Origin of the sequence: Arsenicicoccus piscis (assembly GCF_022568835.1) — a bacterium.
GTDB classification, from domain to species: Bacteria; Actinomycetota; Actinomycetes; order Actinomycetales; family Dermatophilaceae; genus Arsenicicoccus; species Arsenicicoccus piscis.
Window position 1 is genome coordinate 110,430 of the sequence record NZ_JAKZHV010000006.1, and the last position, 21,774, is coordinate 132,203.

At 72.9% G+C, this 21,774-nt stretch carries 23 protein-coding genes and 1 riboswitch; of the genes, 12 read left to right on the forward strand and 11 right to left on the reverse strand.

Features of this window, described 5'->3' with window-relative positions:
* Window positions 1-289: 289 nt before the first annotated feature.
* Window positions 290-1,078 carry an FAD:protein FMN transferase gene (locus MM440_RS12160; RefSeq protein WP_241444577.1) on the reverse strand — a complete coding sequence of 263 codons (789 nt, stop codon included), beginning with the start codon at window positions 1,076-1,078 and terminating at the stop codon, window positions 290-292.
* Entirely contained in the window at window positions 1,078-1,329 is a 252-nt protein-coding gene (locus MM440_RS17410; RefSeq protein WP_338155652.1) for an FMN-binding protein, read from the reverse strand. The genes MM440_RS12160 and MM440_RS17410 overlap by 1 nt, the downstream gene beginning before the upstream one ends.
* Before the next feature lie 22 nt (window positions 1,330-1,351).
* Between MM440_RS17410 and MM440_RS17415 the strand changes: the two genes are divergently transcribed.
* On the forward strand, window positions 1,352-1,531 hold the full coding sequence (locus MM440_RS17415) for a hypothetical protein (RefSeq protein ID WP_338155653.1): 180 nt from the start codon (window positions 1,352-1,354) through the stop codon (window positions 1,529-1,531).
* A gap of 139 nt (window positions 1,532-1,670) precedes the next feature.
* Here the strand turns inward: MM440_RS17415 and MM440_RS12170 are convergent, their stop codons facing one another.
* The 7 genes from MM440_RS12170 to MM440_RS12200 form a co-directional block, all read right to left on the reverse strand.
* Entirely contained in the window at window positions 1,671-3,110 is a 1,440-nt protein-coding gene (locus tag MM440_RS12170) for a ferredoxin reductase family protein (protein WP_241444579.1), read from the reverse strand.
* An 86-nt stretch (window positions 3,111-3,196) separates the two neighbouring features.
* The gene (locus tag MM440_RS12175) at window positions 3,197-3,964 is read right to left on the reverse strand and encodes an adenosylcobinamide-GDP ribazoletransferase (protein ID WP_241444580.1); all 768 of its coding nucleotides are present in this window, start codon (window positions 3,962-3,964) and stop codon (window positions 3,197-3,199) included.
* Window positions 3,964-4,566: a bifunctional adenosylcobinamide kinase/adenosylcobinamide-phosphate guanylyltransferase gene (locus tag MM440_RS12180; protein WP_241444582.1), complete on the reverse strand. Its 603-nt coding sequence runs from the start codon at window positions 4,564-4,566 to the stop codon at window positions 3,964-3,966. Before MM440_RS12180 ends, MM440_RS12175 begins: the two co-directional genes overlap by 1 nt.
* A complete protein-coding gene (locus MM440_RS12185) occupies window positions 4,563-5,429 on the reverse strand; it encodes an ECF transporter S component (RefSeq protein ID WP_241444583.1) in 867 nt (288 codons plus the stop codon). Before MM440_RS12185 ends, MM440_RS12180 begins: the two co-directional genes overlap by 4 nt.
* Entirely contained in the window at window positions 5,426-7,093 is a 1,668-nt protein-coding gene (locus MM440_RS12190; RefSeq protein WP_241444584.1) for an ABC transporter ATP-binding protein, read from the reverse strand. Before MM440_RS12190 ends, MM440_RS12185 begins: the two co-directional genes overlap by 4 nt.
* Complete coding sequence (locus tag MM440_RS12195; RefSeq protein WP_241444585.1) at window positions 7,090-8,160, reverse strand: energy-coupling factor transporter transmembrane component T; 1,071 nt, start codon at window positions 8,158-8,160, stop codon at window positions 7,090-7,092. The genes MM440_RS12190 and MM440_RS12195 overlap by 4 nt, the downstream gene beginning before the upstream one ends.
* Window positions 8,161-8,189: 29 nt before the next feature.
* Complete coding sequence (locus MM440_RS12200) at window positions 8,190-8,987, reverse strand: SCO2322 family protein (RefSeq protein WP_241444586.1); 798 nt, start codon at window positions 8,985-8,987, stop codon at window positions 8,190-8,192.
* A 75-nt stretch (window positions 8,988-9,062) separates the two neighbouring features.
* Window positions 9,063-9,194, reverse strand: a riboswitch (cobalamin riboswitch).
* Between the two features lie 53 nt (window positions 9,195-9,247).
* Here MM440_RS12200 and MM440_RS12205 point away from each other — a divergent pair.
* The 6 genes from MM440_RS12205 (at window position 9,248) to MM440_RS12230 (ending at window position 15,784) form a co-directional block, all read left to right on the forward strand.
* Window positions 9,248-10,066, forward strand: coding sequence for a class I SAM-dependent methyltransferase (locus MM440_RS12205; RefSeq protein WP_241444587.1), 819 nt, complete (start codon window positions 9,248-9,250; stop codon window positions 10,064-10,066).
* A gap of 10 nt (window positions 10,067-10,076) precedes the next feature.
* Window positions 10,077-11,078 carry a cobalamin biosynthesis protein gene (locus tag MM440_RS12210; protein ID WP_241444588.1) on the forward strand — a complete coding sequence of 334 codons (1,002 nt, stop codon included), beginning with the start codon at window positions 10,077-10,079 and terminating at the stop codon, window positions 11,076-11,078.
* Window positions 11,075-12,541, forward strand: a complete 1,467-nt coding sequence (locus MM440_RS12215; RefSeq protein ID WP_241444589.1) for a cobyric acid synthase — start codon at window positions 11,075-11,077, stop codon at window positions 12,539-12,541. The genes MM440_RS12210 and MM440_RS12215 overlap by 4 nt, the downstream gene beginning before the upstream one ends.
* Entirely contained in the window at window positions 12,538-13,779 is a 1,242-nt protein-coding gene (gene cbiE / locus MM440_RS12220) for a precorrin-6y C5,15-methyltransferase (decarboxylating) subunit CbiE (RefSeq protein ID WP_241444590.1), read from the forward strand. Before MM440_RS12215 ends, cbiE begins: the two co-directional genes overlap by 4 nt.
* Window positions 13,780-13,792: 13 nt before the next feature.
* Window positions 13,793-14,578, forward strand: a complete 786-nt coding sequence (gene cobM / locus MM440_RS12225) for a precorrin-4 C(11)-methyltransferase (protein WP_241444591.1) — start codon at window positions 13,793-13,795, stop codon at window positions 14,576-14,578.
* A gap of 138 nt (window positions 14,579-14,716) precedes the next feature.
* A complete protein-coding gene (locus MM440_RS12230; RefSeq protein ID WP_241444592.1) occupies window positions 14,717-15,784 on the forward strand; it encodes a hypothetical protein in 1,068 nt (355 codons plus the stop codon).
* 15 nt (window positions 15,785-15,799) lie between these two features.
* On the opposite strand, the gene MM440_RS12235 is transcribed toward MM440_RS12230, so the two are convergent.
* Window positions 15,800-16,972 carry a cobalt-precorrin-5B (C(1))-methyltransferase gene (locus MM440_RS12235; protein ID WP_241444593.1) on the reverse strand — a complete coding sequence of 391 codons (1,173 nt, stop codon included), beginning with the start codon at window positions 16,970-16,972 and terminating at the stop codon, window positions 15,800-15,802.
* A gap of 51 nt (window positions 16,973-17,023) precedes the next feature.
* Here MM440_RS12235 and MM440_RS12240 point away from each other — a divergent pair, with 51 nt between their 5' ends.
* Window positions 17,024-17,827 carry a cobalt-precorrin-6A reductase gene (locus MM440_RS12240; protein WP_241444594.1) on the forward strand — a complete coding sequence of 268 codons (804 nt, stop codon included), beginning with the start codon at window positions 17,024-17,026 and terminating at the stop codon, window positions 17,825-17,827.
* Window positions 17,824-18,540, forward strand: coding sequence for a hydrogen peroxide-dependent heme synthase (gene hemQ, locus MM440_RS12245; protein ID WP_241444595.1), 717 nt, complete (start codon window positions 17,824-17,826; stop codon window positions 18,538-18,540). Before MM440_RS12240 ends, hemQ begins: the two co-directional genes overlap by 4 nt.
* A 13-nt stretch (window positions 18,541-18,553) precedes the next feature.
* On the opposite strand, the gene msrB is transcribed toward hemQ, so the two are convergent.
* Window positions 18,554-19,015, reverse strand: coding sequence for a peptide-methionine (R)-S-oxide reductase MsrB (gene msrB / locus MM440_RS12250; RefSeq protein ID WP_241444596.1), 462 nt, complete (start codon window positions 19,013-19,015; stop codon window positions 18,554-18,556).
* A gap of 63 nt (window positions 19,016-19,078) precedes the next feature.
* Between msrB and ligD the strand changes: the two genes are divergently transcribed.
* The 3 genes from ligD to MM440_RS12265 all read left to right on the forward strand — a co-directional run bounded on the left by ligD (window position 19,079) and on the right by MM440_RS12265 (window position 21,620).
* Window positions 19,079-20,116: a non-homologous end-joining DNA ligase gene (gene ligD / locus MM440_RS12255; RefSeq protein ID WP_241444597.1), complete on the forward strand. Its 1,038-nt coding sequence runs from the start codon at window positions 19,079-19,081 to the stop codon at window positions 20,114-20,116.
* A 71-nt stretch (window positions 20,117-20,187) separates the two neighbouring features.
* Window positions 20,188-21,081 (forward strand): tyrosine-type recombinase/integrase, encoded by an 894-nt coding sequence (locus MM440_RS12260; RefSeq protein WP_241444598.1) that lies wholly within the window; start codon window positions 20,188-20,190, stop codon window positions 21,079-21,081.
* A gap of 2 nt (window positions 21,082-21,083) precedes the next feature.
* The gene (locus tag MM440_RS12265) at window positions 21,084-21,620 is read left to right on the forward strand and encodes a hypothetical protein (protein ID WP_241444600.1); all 537 of its coding nucleotides are present in this window, start codon (window positions 21,084-21,086) and stop codon (window positions 21,618-21,620) included.
* Window positions 21,621-21,774: the final 154 nt, after the last annotated feature.

The following is a 21,774-nucleotide window of genomic DNA, read 5'->3' on the forward strand; positions in this document are numbered from 1 at the left end:
GCATGCGGTCGGCGAAGGTGACGGCCGCGTTGCGGCCGGACCACCTCGACGCTCTCGCGGTCACCCGGGAGGAGAGCCGACGACCGGGTCTGGCCGACCGTGATCCTGGTGGATCTGCAGGAGCACCTCGACGAACCGGCGCGTCACCGCTGAGGCCACCCCTCGCGTGGCTGCGTGGCATGGTCGCAGAGCCTCGCCGCATCGACGATCAGGCAGCCGGGAGGTGCGATCACTGTCCTGTGCCCGATCGATACCGACCGCATCCCGGCCGCCCCGCGCCCACGGCAACTCAGCGAGCGCGCAGGTCGATCACCTGGTGCACTCGAGGGTCGGCTTCTGCAAGTGCTCGCGTGGAGGTGTCACCGACGAATACCGCTGTGGCCCAGACGTCTACCCAAGTGAGGTCGGTGCCGACGACGGTGACCGAGCCGCGTCGCGTGGACGGCAGGCCGGTGCGTGGGTCGAGCAGGTGGCTGCCCCGGGCGGCGGTGCCACTGGTCGCGAGGGCGCCGGTGGCGAGCTCTACGGTCTGGAGGATCTGGGTGCGGTCGGCCGGGTTCTCGAGGCCGATGCGCCAGGGCTGCTCGGCGAGGCCTGGGTCGACGTCGGGGCCGTGCCCGGCGACCAGGTCGCCACCGGCGTTGATGCAGAACGTGTGTCGCGGCAGCTCGCGCAGCACCTGCGCAGCCCGTTCGACGCCCCAGCCCTTCACCAGGCCGGTGGGGTCGAACAGCCTTGGGGCACTAGGAACTACGCCATCCGGACGCTGAGGCAACCACGCCGAGAACGTGCCCTCGGTAAGCTGCTCGGCCTCGGCGCAGAGGGCCGCGACCTCTCGGACGGGACCGGAGAGGTCGGCCAGCTCGACCTCGCCCCGGCGCAGGCGGCTGATCGGGCTCGCGGGCTTCCACGTCGAGAAGACCTCGTCGACCCAGCGCAGCCGTGAGAAGACCCGCTGCACAGCGGATTCCACGTCGAGGCCGCGCGCCTGCGGGCCGCGGACGTGCACCGAGATCGGCAGCCCCATGATCTGTGCGACGAACGCTCGGTGCTCCACCGTGCTGACCTTGGCCGCCATCACAGGTTCGCCTGGTCGAGCGCGGACTGCAGGGACTGGAGGTAGCCCGTCGACGTGACCGTCGCGCCGGAGACCATGTCGATGTTGGCGCTCTGCTTGCTGACCGCCTCCTGGTTGAGGGTGGGGATCGCGTAGCTGTTGATCTCGACGTCGTGGCCGTTCTCGGTCGGGTAGACCACGGCCTCCGCGGCGGTGATCTTGCCGTTCGTGACGGTGATCTTCACCTGCACGGGGCCCCAGCGGGTATCCACGCTGTCGCCGGTGTAGGTCTTCGTGTCGCTCGTGCTGGACGAGGAGCTCGAGGACGAGCCGGACGACCCAGACGAGCCGGACGAGCCGGACGAGCCCGTCGAGCCGGACGACGAGCCCGAGCCCGACGAGCTCGACGTGGTCCCGGAGCTCGTCGTCCCGGTCGTGCTGGGAGCCATCGCGGAGCTCGTGCTGGTGCGATAGCTGAACAACAGGACGACGATGGACAGGGTGGTCATGAACCAGGTGGTGATGCGGCGCATCGGGTTCTCCTCAGGAGGTTGTCAGAAGTGAAAGGCGTTGCGGGAGCGCGGGACTCGTGTGGACAACAGAGCCGGTGAGGTCAGTAGCTGAACCGCTCGGCGTGGATCCGCGCGTCGGGGACGCCGCAGTCGCGGGCGGCCTGCTCGGCGGCGTCCATCCATCGCGAAGCACCGCACACGAACACGTCGTGCGCAGCGATGTCCGGCACCAGCTGGCGCAGCCCCTCCGCGTCGGACAGGTCGGCGGCCGACTCCGGGAGCCAGCTGTCGCGGCCCTGCACGCGCACCCCCGTGACGAAGAACAGCCGGGCTCCACGGCTGGCGGCCAGCTCGGTCAGCTCGTCGCGCCAGATGATGTCGGCCGGGGAGTGCGCTCGGTAGATCATGGTGACGTCACCCGGACCCTGCTCCAGGTCCTCGAGCAGGGCCCGCAGCGGCGTGATGCCGATGCCGGCGCCGAGCAGCAAGACCTTGCGCTGGGTGCGGACGCCCGAGTGCAGCCGTCCGTAGGGGCCCTCGACGAGCACGCGGGTGCCGGGCGACAGGGTGGCGGTGCGCGCCGAGCCGTCCCCGAGGTGGGCGACGGTGACCTTGAGGGTCCGGCCGTCGGGGGCGTGGGACAGGCTGTAGGGGTGCGCGCGGGTCCAGCCCGGACCGTCCAGGAAGCGCCACTGGAAAAACTGTCCCGCCGAGGTCGGCAGCCGGTCGAGGTCACGACCGCGGACGGTGACGGTGGTCGTGGTGGGGTTCACGTGCTCTACCGACTCCACCCGCAGACCGTGGCGCCAGGAGGTGTACAGCGGCCGACCGATCCGGAACACGACGACCGCGACGGCAGCGGCGATCCACAGCCCCCACCAGAAGAGGGTGGCCGCCGGGCTGGCGCTGAAGTCGGCGCCCGTCCAGAGCTGGTGCGGCAGAGCAAGACCCGCGCCGAGGTAGCCGTACAGGTGGATCAGGTGCCACGACTCGTAACGCAGCCGGCCGCGTGCGTTCTTGATGCTGGTGGCGACCACCATGCACAGCGCCACGGTGCCACCGACCGCAAGCAGCATGCCCGGGTAGTTCAGCACCAGGTCGACGATCGTCCCCCAGAGGCCCGCCGAGCTGTCGGCGGCGTACCCCAGGGTGATCAGCACGATGTGCGCGACCATCAGGGTGAAGCTCGTGAAGCCGATCAGCCGGTGCCGGCGAGCGAGCTCGTCCTGGCCGTAGGCCCGCTCGGCGAGGGGGATCCGCGCCATCATCAGCACCTGGATCAGCAGCAGGTCCGAGGCCAGCAGACCGGTCAACCGGCCCCAGCTGTCGAGGATCCCGCCGAGCGAGCTCATCTGCTGCAGCTGACCGCCCGCGACCCACAGGCCCGTGACGAACAGCAGCGAGCCCCACATCGCGGCGGCGGCGAGATCACGCCACCTGGTCGGTGCGGCGACGCGGCGGGGACGGTCGGGAGTGGTGCGGATCGTCGGCTGCGGGGCGGTCGGCAGGTCCGTGGTGAGGGGCATGGTCTCGGTGGTCACGCTTCCACGATCGAGGCGATTCCTGTGCCGTTCCTATGCAGGGCCTCTGCCGCTCCCGTGCGCTTCGGGTGGGCCTCAGGTGCGCTTCAGCCCGGCGCCACCACGACCGCCGCGACCAGCCCGGCAGTCAGGCCGACCTCGACGAGAGCGCCCAGCATGTCGCCGCTCATCCCGCCGAGCCGAGTCGTCACGCGCCGCAGCAGCGCCGTCACGACGACCGCGGGCACGACCCCGATCGCGACGGCCGGCGGGATCCCGAGCCCGAGTGCGGACACCGCCACGCACAGCCCCCAGCCCGCAGCGGCGGCGGGCACCGGCACGGTGCCCGCGACAGCCGCCCCCAGTCCCGTAGACCGTGCGGCCGGCACGAGCGGGTTGCAGGCCCACGCGACCAGCTGGCGCGAGAGCACCACGGCGACGCCGCCGGCGACCAGTCCCCACCAGCCGTGCTGGGCCAGCTCGCCGAAGCAGGCCGCCTGCACCAGCACGACGAGCGCGATGGCGGCGGCGCCGCTCGGTCCGACGTCGCCGGTCTTCATCACGGCCAGCGCCCGCTCGCGGTCGTAGGACGCAGACAGCCCGTCGCACGTGTCGGCGAGCCCGTCGAGGTGCAGGCCTCGGGTCGCGAGCGCGAGGTACGCCACGCTGAGGCCGCCGGTGACCAGCGCGGGCAGGCCGGACCGACCGAGCAGGATCCCCGCGAGGCCGATCACGACCCATCCGGCCGCCAGCAGGATCCCCGGCAGCGGGGCGAGCACCATCGCCCGCCCGGCGACGCGTCGGTCGATCCGGGTGGGCGCGGGGACCGGCAGCGCCGTGAGCGTCCCGAAGGTCATCCGCAGGGCGTCACGCATCACGCGTGCTCACCACCAGGCACGACATCACCGACCACGGGTGCCGACGAGAGGTCGAGCACCCGACCGGCCACCACCAGGGACACCCGGTCGCAGGCGGCGGAGACGGCGGCGTTCAGCCGGCCGAGCTCGTCGCGGAAGACGCGCCCGGACGCGTGCGCCGGCACGACCCCGAGGCCCACCTCGTTGCTGACCACCACGACGTCGAGCGGCGAGTCCCGCAGGGCGGCAACGAGATCCGCTGTGGCCGTGCGCACCACGACAGCCGCATCCGCAGCCGAGTCCCACGCCCCGGCGTCGTCGATCAGCCGCGTCATCCAGGTGCCGAGGCAGTCGATCAGCAGCGCCCCCGGCCCACGCGTTGAGTCGTCAGCACGAGCCTCATCACCAGCCACGAGCGCGGCCAGGTCGGCCGACTCGACCGTGTCCCACTGCGCCGGCCGGCTCGCCCGGTGGGCCGCGACGCGGGCGCGCCAGTCGGGGTCGTCCAGCGGGATGAGCCCCGGTGCCACGTAGGTCACGTCGGCACGACCGGCGAGCAGCGACTCCGCATAGCGGCTCTTCCCGCTGCGGACGCCACCGAGGACGAGGTGGGTCGTCATGGCTCCTCCTGAGTGGTGACCGTGGCTGCGGTGGTTGCAGGGGCAGCGCTGGGTGAGGCGGCTGACGGGTCGGGCGAAAAGGTCACCGGCGCATCGAAGCTTGCCTTACGCACGGCCCGTCGCAGCGTCCCGAGCACCGGCCGTCCGGCGACGAGCACGAGCACGGCAGTGAGGATCCCGCGCGGCAGGTCCCACGCCAGCGACGTGATCACGTAGAACACGGCGTAGTGCGCGAGGTTCGTCGCCAGGGTGCCACCCGGCACGAACCCCGCCCCCTCGGGCGCCGACGACGTAGACAGGAACGGCCAGAACCAGAGGTTCATCACGAGGCCGTAGGCGAGACCGGCCACGAGACCGTACCCCGCCAGCGCGAGGCGCTCGCCCCACCCGTCACGTGGCACCGGCAGCAGCCCCGCACCGAGACACACCCACCCCGCGCAGAGCATCTGGAAGGGCAGCCACGGACCGATGCCGGTGAGGAACGCCCCGGTCAGCATCGCCAGGGCGCCGGTCACGAATCCCGTTGCAGGGCCGAGGACTCGACCGGCGAGGACGAGCAGGAAGAACATCGGCTCGAGCCCTGCGGTGCCGGCCGACAGGACGCGCAGGGCGCCTCCGGCCGCGGCCACGACACCCACCACGGCGATGGTCTTGGCGTCCAGACCCTCGGCGGTCATCTCGGCGAGGACGACGAGGGCGAGCAGCCCGACGAGCAGCGCGAACAGCCACGGCGCGTCGGTCTGGTGCTCAAGCACACCGGGGCTCGTCACGAAGAACGGCCAGGTGAACGCGGCGACGCCGACCAGGGTGACCAGGGCCAGGGCGAGGATCGTCGACGGCCGCAGCCGTGGTCGGGAGGTCATGCGCACCCCTCGACGTCGGCGACCGTCATGAGCGGCAGCGGATACATCACCTTGGCGACCTGGGGCGCGAAGGCCGGTGAGCCGCAGAGGATCTCGTGGGCCTCACCGTCCGCCACGATCTCGCCCTCGGCCACCAGCAGGACGCGGTGGGCGGTGTCGGCCGCGAGCTCTACGTCGTGGGTGGCGACGAGCACGGCGTGACCGGCCGCGGCGAGCTCGACGAGCGTCGCGCTCAACCGCTCCTTCGCGAGATAGTCCAGCCCGCGCGTCGGTTCGTCGAGCAGCAGCACCCCGGGGGAAGCGCTGAGCACGATGGCGAGGGCCAGCAGGAGCCGCTGCCCCTCGGACAGGTCGCGAGGGTGGCGGGCGTCCTCCACCGGCGCCGCGTCGGTCCCGAGCATCCGGTCGAAGAGACCGCGGCAGGTGCCGGGCGGCGCGCCGAGATCCCGGTCGGCCTCGGCGCACTCGCGGCCGACGGAGTCGGTGTAGAGGATGGTGCTCGGGTCCTGCGGCACGAGGCCCACCGCGTGCACGCGGTCGGCCGGCGTGGCCCGTGCGGGGTCGAGCCCACCGACCTCGACGGATCCGCGACGGCGGGGGACCAACCCGGCGAGCGCGCCCAGCAGGGTGGACTTGCCGGCGCCGTTGCGCCCCATCAGGGCGACGACCTCGCCGCGGTGCAGGGTGAACGTCACACCGTCCAGGACGGTGGTCCGGCCGCGCTCGACGACGAGCTGGCGAGCCCGCAACGCGGTCGCGCGATCCGACCCAACGGCCTCCGCACCCCGGGGCGCGGGTGACGGGTGACGGGGCAGGACAACGGCGCTCGAGGCCAGTCGGTCGCGCAGCCCGGCGGCGTCGCGCCGTGCGTCCCGCACCGAGAGCGGCAGCGGTGACCAGCCGAGGCGCCGCCCGAGCGAGACCACCGGCGGGTGCACGGGAGAAGCGGCCATGGCGACGTCGGGCGCCAGCACGGGCGTCGCCGAGCCGCCCCCGACGAGCACGATGCCGTCGCAGTGGTGCACCACCCGCTCCAGGCGGTGCTCGGCGACGACGACGGTCAGTCCGAGGTCGTGCACGAGGCGGGTGATCGACGCCAGGACGTCCTCTGCCGCAACGGGATCCAGCGCCGAGGTGGGCTCGTCGAGGACGAGCACGCGCGGTCCGGCGGCCAGCACGGCCCCGATGGCGACGCGCTGCTGCTGACCTCCCGACAGGGTGCGCAGCCCGCGCCGGCGGATCTCGGCCAGCCCGAGCAGGTCCAGCGTCTCCTCGACCCGGCGACGCATCGCCTGGGGCGCGACGCCGAGTGACTCCATGCCGTAGGCGAGCTCGTCCTCGACCGTGTCGGTCACGAACGACGACGCCGGGTCCTGGGCGACGAACCCCACGGCGTCGGCGAGGTCGCGCGGCCGGTGCGTCTGGGTGGAACGCCCCGCCACCGTCACGCGCCCGCTCAGGTGCCCGCCGCTGAAGTGCGGCACCAGGCCGTTGATCGCCCGCAGCAGGGTGGACTTGCCCGACCCGGTGGTCCCCACGACGAGCACGAGCTCGCCCTCGCCGATCGAGAGGTCGACCCCCTCCAGGGCCGGTGTCGTGGCGCCGGGATAGGTCAGCCCCACCCCGTCGAAGCGGATCGTCTCCGGGCCGCCGAGCACGCTCATGGCGTCACCCTCGGGGAGAGCACGGCGGCGAGGGCGGCCACAGCGATGGCGAGGGCCGCGAGGACGGGCGTCGCGGGGACGGCGAGCGGCATGACGGGCGGGTCGATGCCGTCCCAGCCCGCTCGGCTGGCGACGACGAGGACGACGGCCGGGACCAGCCCGAGACCCACGACGAGCCACTCGGGCGCCGCGAACCGCGGCTGGCGGTAGCGCGTGCGCCGGTCCCGGCGGGAGCCGAGGGTGAGCGACGCGAGGGCGAGGAGCAGGCCCGCGGCGAGGGTGGGGAGGCCGAGGACCATCGGGGTGCTGGCGTCGAGCAGCCCGTAGAGCCCGATCACGACGCCGAGCAGCCCGGCCACGGCGAGGACCGAGGAGAGCCGCCGTCCGCCACCCGGGGCGCGCCGCCCGTAGCCGCGCGCCTCCATCGACGCCGCGAGACGCAGCGACCGCTCGAAGCCGCCGTCGAGCACCGGCATCGCGAGCCGGCCGAGGTCGCGCGCCGAGCGGCCCGAGCGGCCGCGCAGCAGCTGACCGGTGCGGACGCGACGCGCGTCCTCGACCATGGCCGGCGCGAGCGAGAGGGCTACGACGACTGCGGTCCCCACGTCGTAGAGCGTGGCGGGGACGTGCCGCAGCAGCCGGCGCGGGCTGGCGAGCGAGTTTGCGGCGCCGACGAGCACCAGCAGCGCGGCGAGCGACAGGCCTTGGTAGAGGGCGAAGACCACCGCCTCGGCCGTGACCGGTCCACCCAGCTGCACCCCGGTCATCCAGTGCGGCAACGGGACTCGCGGCAGCTCGAAGAGCACGACCCGGCCCGAGATCCCGGCGCCCAACAGGCCGGTGAGGACGACGCGGAGCACGATGCCCACGAGGGCGAGGACCATGAAGCCGACCAGCGGCGAGCCCGCATCAGGGTCCTGACGCTCGGCGACCGTCCACACCGCGACCGCCACGATCAGCAGCAGCAGGACCGGGTTGGTGGTGCGCGAGGCCGCGACCGCGAGCCCGAGCGCCCACAGCCACCAGGCGACCGGATGCAGCCGGCGCGGCGCGCTGGGGCTGGGCACGAGGGCTACCGGACTCGTCGTGCCGCTCCTCAGGCGTTCCGGCGACGACGGGTCATCGCGATGAGCCCGCCGATGAGGGCGAGGACCACGACCGCGAGCACGATCAGGGTGGTGGCGTTCGAGCCGCCCGAGCTCTGCGAGTCCGACGCCGCGGGGGTCGCCGGGGCCGACGGAGCAGCAGTCGCGCCGCCGGTGGTGGTCGCTGCGGCTGCCGGCGACGGCGTGGCTCCCGGGGCGGCGCGGAACGCCATCGGGACCGGGGTGTCCGCCGCGGCCGCAGCGGTCGAGATCGTCGCGACCTGCTCGGAGCAGCCGGCCGTGGGGTAGCCGCCCACACCGCACACCATCCCCGAGTTGCTGAAGCGCACGTCGGCCGCAGCCGCGAGCACCTCCTGGCCGGTCGCGAGCATGGGGGCGCTGACGCAGGTGTAGTACGGCTTCGGCGGCGTGGTGCCCTCGTCGGCGGCGTCGGCGGACCGACCGAAGTCGATCACGACGGCGACCCGCTTCTTGCCGTCGACCGCCGGGGTGGTCGAGCAGGCCTGGGCGAACGTCACGGTCGCGCGGGGCACCCGCATCGAGTTCTCCGCGGCGACGGCGAACCGCCAGCCCTCGACCGAGCCATCGCCCGGATGGGTCATCGACGGGCCGTTGCTCGAGAAGCCCCACTTCGCCCCGGCCAGCTGCCAGTAGCCCCAGTAGCGATAGCCCCCGGCAGCCTGCGCCGACGGGGCCGGGAGCACGGTGAGCGAGACCAGCACCGCCAGCAGGGCGACGAGGACGCGCACGGCGTGCTGGGTCTGGGGACGAGCACTGGTGGGGGACACCGGGACCTCCTTGGGACAGGGGTCGCCGGGCACCTGGCTCGAGCGGCTCCGGTCCGCGTTCCACGACGGACGAGCGGGAGCCGACGCCACCGGGCAGGTGCTCCGGCTCACCTGGTCGACGGCATCGCTGCCGGTGGACCGGGCCTACGGTTGCGGGACAGCGCCGGACTTGGACCGGCTTCCCCCACCTGATGGTTTCGGTGGTCCGACCTTCCCACGCGGGCCGGGGCCAGTCAAAGACGCTCGCGTAGAGTGGCGGCGTGCCCGGCCGTGCGAGATCCCCGCTCGGGACGATCACCCGCGGGACCACCAACCCCAACCGGCTGCGCCGCTGCGATCGCTGGCTCGCCGGGCCGCAGGGTCACCGGTTGCGCCGGGCCGGCCCCGATCCGGTCGTCGTCGACCTGGGCTACGGCGCGTCTCCGGTCACGGCGCTCGAGCTGCACGACCGGCTCGCGCGGGTGCGCGCGGACGTGCAGGTGGTCGGCATCGAGATCGACCCGGCGCGCGTCGAGGTGGCCAAGCCGCTCGAGCGCGACGGGCTGCGCTTCGTCGTCGGAGGGTTCGAGCTGCCGGTGCCCGAGCCGCCGGTCTTCGTGCGCGCGTTCAACGTGCTGCGGCAGTACGCCGAGAGCGAGGTGCCCGCAGCCTGGCACGCGGTGCAGGAACGGCTGGCTCCGGACGGGCTGCTCGTCGACGGGACCTGTGACGAGATCGGCCGGCTCGCCTCCTGGGTTGCCGTAGACCGTGCCGGGCCCAGGTCCCTCACGCTCTCCTACCGGCTCGCCGGGCTCGCGTCGCCCGGGGTCGTGGCCGAGCGGCTCCCCAAGGCGCTGATCCACCGCAACGTGCCGGGGGAGCCCGTGCACGCCTTCCTCGAGGCGCTGGACACGGCGTGGACCCGCTCCGCCCACCAGGGCTCGTTCGGCGCCCGACAGCGGTTCCTCGCGACGGCCGCCGCGCTGCGCGACGACGGCTGGCCGCTGCTGGGCGACGAACGTCGCTGGCGGCTGGGCGAGCTGACCGTCGACTGGGCGGCGGTGGCCCCGGCGGAGGGGTCTGTCGGACCCCGGCACTAGGGTGTGCCGCGTGATCACCTCCTTCGGTTCTCGAGCCGTCGGGCTGCTGCTCGGCCAGCTGCTCGACCTGCTGCTCGGTGACCCGCGTCGGCACCACCCGGTCGCCTGGCTCGGGCGCCTCGCGCTGGGGCTGGAGCGGGTGGTCTACCGGCCCCAGCGGTGGCGTGGGGTGGTCTACACGGGGGTGCTGGTGGGTGGCGTCGTGGGCGTGGGTGGGGTCGTGGAGTGGCTCACCCGTCGACATCCCGCCGCGCACGCCCTGGCCACCGCCCTGGCCACCTGGACCGTGCTCGGCGGCACCAGCCTGGTCCGCGAGGGGCGGGCCATGTCCGCCCTGATCGAGCGGGCACCCGAGACGGCCGACGGTCTCGGGCCGGCCCGCGCCCGGCTGGGTCACCTGTGCAGTCGCGACGCCACGCACCTCGGCCGCGACGAGCTGGCTCGCGCCACCGTCGAGTCGGTCGCCGAGAACACCTCCGACGCGGTCGTGGCGCCGCTGTGGTGGGGTGCGGTGGCTGGCGTGCCCGGGCTGCTCGGCTACCGCGCCGTCAACACGCTGGACGCGATGGTGGGCTATCGGTCGGAGCGCTATCGCGAGTTCGGTTGGGCCAGTGCGCGTCTCGACGACCTGGCCAACCTCGTGCCCGCCCGGGTGTGCGCGCTCGTCACGGTGCTGTGCGCCCCGCTGGTCGGCGGCTCCGCCCGAGCGGCCGTCGACGCCTGGGACCGGGACGCGCCGCACCACCCGAGCCCGAACGCCGGGCCCGTCGAGGCGACCTTCGCCGGTGCGCTGGGGGTGCGGCTCGGCGGCACCAACCACTACGACGGGGTCGACGAGGACCGCGGCACCCTGGGCTCGGGCCGGCCGGTCGAGGTGGCCGACGTGGCGCGTGCCACCCGGCTGTCCCGCGCGGTCGGGATCGTCAGCGGGCTGGCCGCGGCGGGCGCGGTCGTCCTCGGTGCCGGGGCTGAGCGTGGCGGGGTCGTGCGTATCGGGGCGGTGGCGTCATGAGCCGCGGGCTGCTGGTGGCCGGCACGACGAGCGACGCCGGCAAGTCGCTGGTGACCGCGGGCCTGTGCCGGTGGCTCGCGCGTGAAGGCGTGTCCGTCGCGCCGTTCAAGTCGCAGAACATGTCCAACAACTCGATGGTCTGCCCCGACGGCGCCGAGATCGGGCGGGCGCAGTGGGTGCAGGCGCTGGCCGCCGGCGTCACTCCGGAGGCGGCGATGAATCCCGTTCTCCTCAAACCCGGCTCGGACCACACCTCGCACGTCGTCCTGATGGGTCGACCGGCCGGCCAGCTCCGGGCGGGCGAGTGGGCCACGGGTCGACGAGCGCTGGCCGAGGCGGCCTACGCAGCCTTCGACGACCTCGCCGCACGCTTCGACGTCGTGCTGGCCGAGGGCGCGGGGTCGCCCGCCGAGATCAACCTGCGCGAGGGCGACTACGTCAACCTGGGGCTGGCTCGGGCCCGTGACCTGCCGGTCGTCGTGGTCGGCGACATCGACCGCGGGGGAGTCCTCGCCGCGTTCTACGGCACGCTCGGGCTGCTCGACCCGGCGGACCAGGCCCACCTGAAGGGGTGGATCGTCAACAAGTTCCGCGGCGACCTCGGGCTGCTGCGACCCGGGCTCGAGCTGCTGCAGGAGCGCACCGGCGGACGCCCGGTGCTCGGGGTCTTGCCCTACCTGCACGACGTGTGGCTGGACTCCGAGGACGCCCTTGCCATCGCCGGCTGGTCGCGCGGCACACAGGGTGAGGCACCGCTCACCGTCGCGGTCGTCCGACTCCCGCGGGTGAGCAACGCGACCGACGTGGACGCCCTCGCCGGCGAGCCGGGGGTGCAGGTGGTGGTCACGGCCGACCCGGCCGTGGTCGAGCAGGCCGACCTCGTGGTGCTGCCCGGCACCCGCGCCACGCTCTCCGACCTCGACTGGCTGCGCCGCCGCGGGCTCGCCGACGCGGTGGTGCGGCGCGCCCGCCGCGGCGCGCCGGTGCTCGGGATCTGCGGTGGTCACCAGATGCTCGCTGAGACCATCGACGACCCGTTCGGCGTCGAGTCGCCTTCTCCCGCAACGGTTCCGGGGCTCGGGCTGCTCCCCACGACCGTGCGATTCGAGCGCAACAAGCGGCTCGGCACACCGAGCGGCGCCTGGCGCGACCGACCCGTCGACGGCTACCTCATCCACCACGGCGCCAGCGCGCTGCGGGAAGACGCAGGCGACGTCGAGCCGTTCCTGGACGGCTGGCGGTGTGGGTCGGTCTACGGCACGACGTGGCACGGTGCGCTCGAGGGCGACGCCTTCCGCCAGGCCTTCCTCACCGAGGTGGCCGACCGAGCGGGGCGTTCCTGGGCGCCTGACCCCACCGCGCCCGGCTTCGCGACCCGTCGCGCGGCCATGCTGGACCGGCTCGGGGACGCCGTCGCCGACCACCTCGACACGACCGCCCTGCGCGAGATGATGGGCCTATGAGCACCGCGCCCGTGACCGTCGTCGGGATCGGCGTCGACGGCTGGGAAGGCCTCGGCCCCGCGGCCCGCCAGGCCGTCGCGGCCGCCGCGGTCGTCATGGGTTCGGACCGGCAGCGCCGGCTCGTGGCCGGGCACCACCACGCCGACGAGGTAGACCTCCCCAAGCCCCTGCGCGAGCGGCTCACCGCCGAGGTCGACGAGCACGCCGACCGCGGGCTGGTCGTGCTGGCGAGCGGTGATCCCATGCACTACGGCATCGGGCGCACCCTCGTCGAGCTGCTCGGCGCCGAGCGGGTGCACGTCGTGCCGCACGCCTCGTCCATGTCGCTCGCCTGCGCCCGGATGGGCTGGCCGCTCGAGGACGTGACCATTGTTTCGGTCGTCGGTCGCCCGCTCGAGGCGCTGGCCCTGGCGGTGCGACCCGGTCGGCGGCTGCTGGTGCTGTCGGCCGACTCCGGCACCCCGGGCGAGGTCGCCGCGCTGCTGCGCCGCCTCGGTCTCGGGGACAGCCGACTGTCTGTGCTCGACGACCTCGGCGGTCCGGGCGAGCGCCGGGTCGACGGGGTGGCCGCCACCTGGTCGGCGAAGCCCGGCTCCGAGCTCAACATCGTGGCTGTTGACGTCCGACCCGACCAGGAGCCGCCGCGGCTCGCCGTGGTGCCGGGGCTGCCCGACGAGGTCTACGACAGTGACGGGCAGCTCACCAAGCGTCACGTGCGGGCCGCGACGCTCGCGACCCTGGCCCCCGCCCCCGGCGAGCTGCTGTGGGACGTGGGGGGCGGGTCCGGCTCGATCGCCATCGAGTGGATGCGGGCCGACCCTACCTGCACCGCCGTCACCGTCGAGCCGCACCTGGACCGGGTCGCGCGGATCCGCCGCAACGCCCGCACCCTCGGTGTCCCGGGCCTGCAGGTCGTGCCGGGCTCCGCACCGGGCGCCCTCGTCGGGTTGCCGCCGCCTGACGCGGTCTTCATCGGCGGCGGACTCACCCAGGTCGGCGTGGTCGACGCCGTCCTCGCGGCGCTGCGCCCCGGCGGGCGACTCGTCGCCAACACTGTGACGCTCGAGTCGGAGGCGGTGCTGGTCGACCTGTTCCGCCGGCTCGGCGGCACGCTCACGCGGTTGGAGGTGTCGACCGCCGACGCGGTCGGCTCGTTCGCCGCCTGGCGCCCCGCGCGGCCGGTCACCCAGTGGTCCTGGGTCGCGCCGGATCCCGTTGTGACGCAGGACGACCCGTGACCCAGGAGGACTCGTGACCGTCTACTTCATCGGTGCCGGCCCGGGGGCGCCCGACCTGATCACGCTGCGCGGTGCGCGGATCATCGAGCGAGCCCCGGTGTGTCTCTACGCCGGCGCGCTGGTGCCCGACGAGCTGCTCGAGCTGTGCCCGCCCGGGGCGCGGCTGGTCGACACCGCCCACCTCGACCTCGACCAGATCCTCGACGAGCTGGTGGCCGCGGACCGGCGCGGTGACGACGTCGCTCGGCTGCAGTCCGGTGACCTGTCCGTCTTCTCCGCCGTGGCCGAGCAGGTGCGCCGGCTCGAGGCGGCGGGGGTGGCCTACGAGATGGTGCCTGGGGTGCCGGCGTTCGCGGCCGCCGCGGCGGCGCTGGGCCGCGAGCTGACCGTCCCGACGGTCGGTCAGTCGGTCGTCCTCACCCGGGTCGCCCGCAACGCGACGGCGATGCCGCCCGGGGAGACGCTCGCGGCGTTCGGCCGGACGCGGGCGCTGCTCGTGCTCCACCTGGCGACGCACCTCGCCGACGGGGTGGTCGCCGAGCTGGTCCCGCACTACGGCGCCGACTGCCCGGCGGCGGTGGTCGCCCTGGCGTCACGCCCCGACGAGGTCGTCGTCCGGTGCACGCTTGGTGAGCTCGGTGACCAGGTGCGCGCCCACGGCATCCGACGCACCGCGGTCCTGCTCGTCGGCCAGGTGCTCGCCGCGAGCGAGTTCGCGGACTCCCACCTGTACTCCCCGGCCCGTGATCGGCACGACTGTGCCCTGCCACAGCCGGTGGCGGCCGATCGCACACCGTGAGCGCGCACAGTGCACGTCCGGTCGACATCCAGCCGCGAGGTGGGACGGGCGGCAGCGCCGTGCTTCACTGGATGGAGGTGACCGGCGCTGGAGCGCGTGACATGTGAGCTGGCTCGGGGGCCAGGAAGGGGTTCGCCGATGCAGGACGGGCGTTCCGAGGGGAGCAGACCGAACGACGGCGCGGCACGCGAGGCCTACCGCGGTCACGACTACGCCGCGGCGGCCGACCTGGCCGCCCGCATCGCGCAGGACGCTCTCGAGCGTCGCGACCTGGACGTGTGGTGGGACAACGCCGTCCTCTCGATCCACGCGCTCGCGGCCTGCGGACGGTTCGACCTGGCTCGGGACCGGGCGCTGGCCCTGACCCGGCACCCCGACGGACAGGCTCCGTTGCGGCGGGCCGAGGGGTGGACCCTGGCCTCGCAGAACGCCCGGCACGAGGGCGTGGCGCAGGCCCGCCGTGCGGTCGGCTACGCCGAGACCGCGCTGTCGCTGCTGCGCGAGCTCGACCTCGTGGCGTCCCCGGAGCTGCGGGGGCGGGCCTATGTCCGGGAGGCCGAGGCGCTGATCGCCTTCATCGGCGCCGCGGTCGGCTGCGAGGACCTGGAGCTGGCCGAGGTCGAGGTGCCACGCCTGCGTGAGATCTTCGACGAGCTGCCGATCGGACAGCCGGCCGCCCTCGCCGCCTGGGTGCTCGGCACCATGGACTACGCCGCCGGACGCCTCAGCCAGGGCGAGGCCTTCCACTCGGTCTGCGAGCAGCTGCTGGACCCGCGAGCCGACCTGCGCACCTGGGGGCGCTTCCACAAGGCGGCCGCGTTCGCACGCCTGGACGCCGGGCTCACCGAGGACGTGGGCCGCCACCTCGCGACCGCCCGTCCCATCCTGCGCTTCGTCGGCAACAACGAGGACGTCGCCGAGCTGGCCATCGGCGAGGCGCGGTTCCGGATCCGCACCGGCGACCTGCGCGGCGCCCTCGACCTGCTCGCCGAGGCGTCCGAGGCCGTCGCCGACGCGCCGCCGCGCTACCGCGCCGACATCGAGCGCTGGCGCAGCACCACGCTGGAGCAGCTCGGCGACCTGCTCGGTGCGGCCGAGGCCGGCCGGGCCGCCGCCCAGCTCTACCGGCTCGCCGGCCACGACTCGCGCGCCGACGACGCTCTCGCGAACGCCACCCAGCTCGTGCGGCTCGCCACCGCTCCCTAGCGTCGCTCTCGAGCGTCAGCTCCGGGGGCCTGCGGGTGCGCAGCGCCCGACGATCATCCCGGCGCGATCGATGCACACCACGTCGACCACGACCGGAGCGCCGTCGAGGACCCGCAGCGCCTGCTCGCGCGCCGTCTCGGCGACCGCGTCCCCCAGGGGCACGCCCGCGGCCTGGGACAGCTGGAGCGCCTCGAGCCCCGTGTTGACCCCGGCGAGCTGAGCCACGAGATCGCTTGGTGCGCCGCAGGACTCGGCTAGCCGGGTGAGGTGCGCCGGATCGACCTGCGATCGACCGGAGTGCAGGTCGAGGTGACCTGCGGCCAGCTTCGAGAGCTTGGCGAAGCCGCCCGCGATCGTCAGCCTCGGCCGCGGGTGGGTGCGCAGGTGCTTGAGCACGGCCCCCACGAAGTCGCCCATGTCGAGCAGGCCCTGCTCCGGCAGTCCGTAAAGCTCGGTCACCACGCGCTCCGACGTCGAGCCGGTGCAGCCGGCGACGTGCTCGATGCCGAGCGCCTCCGCGACGTCGATGCCGCGCCGGATCGAGTCGATCCAGGCCGAGCACGAGTAGGGGACCACGATGCCCGTGGTGCCGAGGATCGACAGCCCGCCGAGGATGCCGAGCCGGGGGTTCCACGTGTGCCGCGCCATCTCCTCGCCCTGGTCCACCGAGATCTCCACCACGGCGTCCACCTGCGGGCCGTGGTCCCAGGCCAGCGCCTCGGCGCGACCGGCAGCAGATGCCTCCGCCTCGCGCAGCGTGTGCCGGATCATCTGTCGCGGCACGGGATTGATCGCCGGCTCACCGACCTCCAGCGGTAGACCGGGCAGCGTCACCGTGCCGACGCCGTGCCCCGCGACGAATCGCGTGCCGCTGCCCGCAGGGCCGCGTCGCACACGCACCCGCACGACGGCCAGGTGGGTCACGTCGGGGTCGTCACCGGCGTCCTTGGTGACGGCCGCCTCGGCCCAGTCGTCGCCGACCCGCTCGTCGGTCAGCGCAAAGGTGGGCCGCTGACCGCGGGGGAGGGTGATGTCTACCGGATCGGGGAAGCTGCCGGTCAGCAGCGCCTCCCAGGCCGCCCGGGCGGCCGCCGTCGCGCAGGCACCCGTGGTCCAGCCAGGCCGCAGACCGGTGCTGTCGATCTGACCGGCGCGGCCACCGCGGGGCGCGTGCGCGTGCTCGCTCACCTGGGCATTCTCGCACCCCGGCAGAGCACGTCGGTCAGGCAGAATGCCTGCATGCCGCCTGATCCTCGCCCCACGGTGCTCGTGCTCGGGGGCACGGGGGAGGGTCGGGTGCTGGCGCAGCTGCTCGCGCAGGAGCCCGCCCTGCGGGTGGTCAGCTCGCTCGCCGGGCGCACCGAGAGGCCCGGCGTGCTGCCGGGGACGGTGCGGGTCGGGGGCTTCGGTGGTGTGGCGGGGCTGGCCGACTACCTGCGGGCCGAGCAGGTGGCGGCCGTCGTGGACGCCACGCATCCCTTCGCCGAGACGATGAGCGACCATGCGGCACAGGCGTGCTCGCAGACCGGCGTCCCGCTCGTCGTCGTGCAGCGCCCACCGTGGGTCGCGGGGCCGGGTGACCGATGGACGAGCGTGGCGACGGTCGCGGAGGCGGCGGTGTCTCTCTCCGGGATCGGCACCCGCGCCCTGCTGACGATCGGCCGACAGGGGGTCGGGGCCTTTGCTGAGGTCCGGGACGTCTGGTTCCTGGTGCGGTCCATCGATCCACCGACGACGCTGCCACCGGACGCCGAGCTGCTGCTCGACCGCGGGCCGTTCACCCTGGATGACGAGCGAGGACTGTTGCAGCGCAACGACATCGACGTCGTCGTGACCAAGAACAGCGGGGGAGCCGCCACCGGGGCCAAGCTCGTGGCGGCCCGCGAGCTCGGCATCCCGGTCGTCGTCGTGCAACGACCTGCGCTGCCGCCCGGCGTGCCCATCGTCGCCACCGCGGCCGAGGCGGTCGACTGGCTGCGGCGCCGCCTGCTGGACCCTCGCATTCGGTGCAACCAGAGGACGGTGACAGAATTGCGGCCATGAGTCTCAAGCCGAAGTCGAACCGTCCCAGCCCGAGCCAGGTCCGCGAGATCAACGACGCGATCCGCTACACGGTCTGGTCGGTCTTCAAGGTGAGCGAGCGGCTGCCGCAGGACCGGGCGGCGATCACGGCATCCACCCAGGAGTTCTTCGACGGGCTGGCCGACACCGGCGTGACGGTGCGGGGGATCTACGACCTCGCGGCGCTGCGCGCGGACGCCGACCTGATGGTGTGGTGGCACGCCGAGCGCGTGGAGGACGTCCAGGCGGCCTACTCCGCCTTCCGGCAGACCGAGCTCGGTCAGCACCTCGAGCCGGTCTGGAGCCAGACGGCGCTGCACCGGCCGGCCGAGTTCAACAAGAGCCACATCCCGGCCTTCATGGCCGACGAGGTGTCGCGCGCCTACGTGTGCGTCTACCCCTTCATCCGCAGCTACGACTGGTACCTGCTGCCGGACGACGAGCGCCGCTCGCTGCTGGTCGAGCACGGTCAGATGGCGCGGGACTACCCGGACGTGCGGGCCAACACGGTCTCCTCGTTCGCGCTCGGCGACTACGAGTGGATCCTGGCGTTCGAGGCCGACGACCTGGCCCGCATCGTCGACCTGATGCGGCACCTGCGCGGCTCGCGGGCCCGCCTGCACGTGCGCGAGGAGGTCCCGTTCTACACCGGGCCCAAGGTCGAGATCGACGCGCTGGTCGCCTCGCTGCCGTAGCCGGGCTCCGGCGTCACTGCGCGGTGGGGCGCAGCGTCAGAGACACCGAGTTGATGCAGTAGCGCTGGTCGGTCGGGGTGTCGTAGCCCTCGCCCTCGAACACGTGCCCGAGGTGGGAGCCGCAGGACGCGCAGCGCACCTCGGTGCGCACCATCCCGAACGACCGGTCGCTGAGCAGCTCGACGTTGTCGCCCTCGGACGGGGCGTAGAACGAGGGCCAGCCGCAGTGCGAGTGGAACTTCTCGGTGCTGGTGAACAGCTCGGCGCCACACGCCCGGCAGCTGTAGACCCCTTCGGTCTCGGTGTCGGTGTACTCACCGGTGCCGGCGCGCTCGGTGCCGCCCTCGCGCAGGACGTGATACTCCATGGGTGACAGCTGCTCGCGCCACTCCTGCTCGGAGCGCTGCGTGGGGTAGGCCGAGTCGGCGGAGGCGTCGGAGGGCTTCGCGGACCGGGAGAACGGGTTGCTGACCATGACCCGTTCAACGAACCGGGAGGCGTGAACCTTCCCGGCGGGGCCGAGCCCTACGATCGAGCCATGGTGACCAAGCCGGTGCTCCTCGACGTCCCCGTCCCTGCGCAGATCGACGCCTCCGGATCCCGAGAGGTCAAGATCTCCAGCCCGGACCGGGTGCTGTGGCCGGACGACGGCATCACCAAGCTCGAGCTCGCGCAGTACGTCGCGGCGGTGGGCGACCGCTTCCTCGCGGCCGTGGGCGACCGACCGGTCACCCTGCAGCGCTTCCCCGAGGGGATCGCGGGGGAGGAGTTCTACTCGAAGAACCCGCCGCGGGGTGTGCCGGCCTACGCGAGGTCCGTGACGGTCACCTACCCCTCCGGTCGCCGGCACCCGCAGCTGGTCATCGACGAGATCGCCACCGCCGTGTGGGCGGTGCAGATGAACACCATCACCTTCCACCCGTGGCCGGTGCGCACCGCGAACCTCGACAACCCCGACGAGCTGCGCATCGACCTGGACCCGCAGCCCGGGCGGGCGTTCGCCGACGTCGTCGAGGCGGCCCACGCCCTGCGCGAGGTGATGACCGAGGCCGGCCTGCACCCCTACGTCAAGACCTCGGGCAACCGCGGGGTGCACGTGTTTGCGCGGATCGAGCCGGACCACGAGTTCCTCGACGTGCGGCACGGCGTGATCGCGATCGCCCGCGAGCTCGAGCGGCGGCTGCCCGACCTGGTCACGACGGCGTGGTGGAAGGAGCAGCGCGGCGAGCGCATCTTCGTCGACTTCAACCAGGCCTGTCGCGACCGCACCCTCGCCTCGGCCTACTCGCCGCGGCCGCTGCCCGGGGCACCGGTCTCGATGCCGGTGACCTGGGAGCAGCTAGGCGACATCAGCCCTGGCGACTTCACCGTGCGCACCGTCCCTGACCTGGTGGCCGACACGCCCGACCCCTGGGCCGAGATGGCCACCCCGGGTCAGGTGGGGCCGCTGCAGCCGGCGCTGGAGTGGTGGGACCGGGACGTCGCCGACGGCCTGGGCGAGCTCAACTTCCCGCCGGACTACCCGAAGATGCCCGGCGAGCCGAGACGGGTTCAACCGTCTCGTGCGAAGCACTGACCTGCAAGAACGTGAGTCGATCGCGCAGTGGCGAGTATGCACAATGCATGCTCACCAGATAATCTAAGGGCATGGCCGAAGATTTGCAAGCGCTCGGAGCCAGCTTCGCGCGGTCCCTCAAGGCAGAGGGCCGCAGCGAGCGGACACGGCTGCTCTATGGCCAGTCGATCCGGCTCTACGCAAAGTGGCTGGCCGCTCAGGGTCATCCAGCGGACCTCGACCACCTGAACCGGGACCTGATCCGGGGGTGGCTGGGCGCGCTGCTCGACGTCAACCAGCCGGGCACCGTGAAGACCCGCTACCGAGGACTGTTCAGGTTCTGCGGCTGGCTCGCCGCCGAGGGGGAGATCCAGGCCAATCCCATGATCGGGATGACCCCGCCACAGCCCGAGGCCAAGCCCGTCCCGGTCCTGACCGACGACGACCTCTCGGCGCTGCTGCGAGCATGTCGGGGGCCCGACTTCGTCGACGTGCGCGACGAGGCCCTGTTCCGCGTGATGCTTGACTGCGGCATCCGAGTCTCGGAGGCCAGCTCGCTCACCGTCGACGACGTCAGGCTCGATGACGAGATGGCCTTCGTGCGCGGCAAGGGCAGCCGCGTGCGACCCATCTACTTCTCGGCTCGCACCGTCCAAGCGCTGGACCGCTACCTGCGCAAGCGACGAGCTCACCGATGGGCGCACCTGGCGACGCTGTTCCTCTCGCAGCGCGGCGGCATGTCACCGGACGGCGTGCGAGACAGGCTCGACGTGAGGGCGAAGCAGGCCGGTCTGGGCCACATGCACCCCCACCAGTTCCGGCACACGTTCGCGCACGACTTCCTGTTCAACGGCGGGCAGGAGCGAGACCTGAAGCGGCTCGCGGGATGGCGCTCCGACGTGATGCTCGAGCGGTACGGCGCCAGCGCTGCAGACGCTCGCGCACGAGCGGCCACCCAACGGATGAAGCGAGGAGACAGGGTTTGAACGTGGACGAGCACGAGGACGAGCGCGAGGCATTCAACAGCATGGTGCGCCAGGAACTCACGCTAATGAAAGCACTTCCCGCCGAGCACCGAAAGAAGGTCCTCCTGCTCAGGGCTTGGTGCCGCGCATGCAACACGCCCCTCTACGAGGTCTGGCAGTCGCCCACCCTCGCCAAGCAGGGAGTGATGATCCTGCGTACCCGCCCGACCGACCTCGAGACCTCTCCACCACTGCCGGACGTATCGCACTTGCCCACGGCCAAGGAGCGAGGCCAAGCCATCGCCCATGCTCGCGCCGGTGTGGAACACCCCCGCCAGGGCCCCCACGCCTTTGTCACGATGATGGTCAAACCCACTGATCGGCAACGTGACTCGTATGTCCGAAGCACCTGCAAGTGCCGCCAAGACAGCCGCAGGATGGGTTACCTCTACGACGCGCTGAAGAAGCGGAAGCGGCCAGGCAGACCAGTCGACATCAACATCCCACGGTCGCGCCGACACTCGACCATCGCTGCACCCTATGACCCAAGCATGGAGTGACCGTGTGCTAACGTTGCGCCTCAAGCCATGAGCACTCCGCACATGGTCGAGTCGCCGGCTGTGGGCTGAGCCCCCAGAACGTTCGCGCATCTCGATGGCATGCGAACCAGTACCCCGAGGGGGATCTGGTTTACCGTGTCCATTCCATCATCCG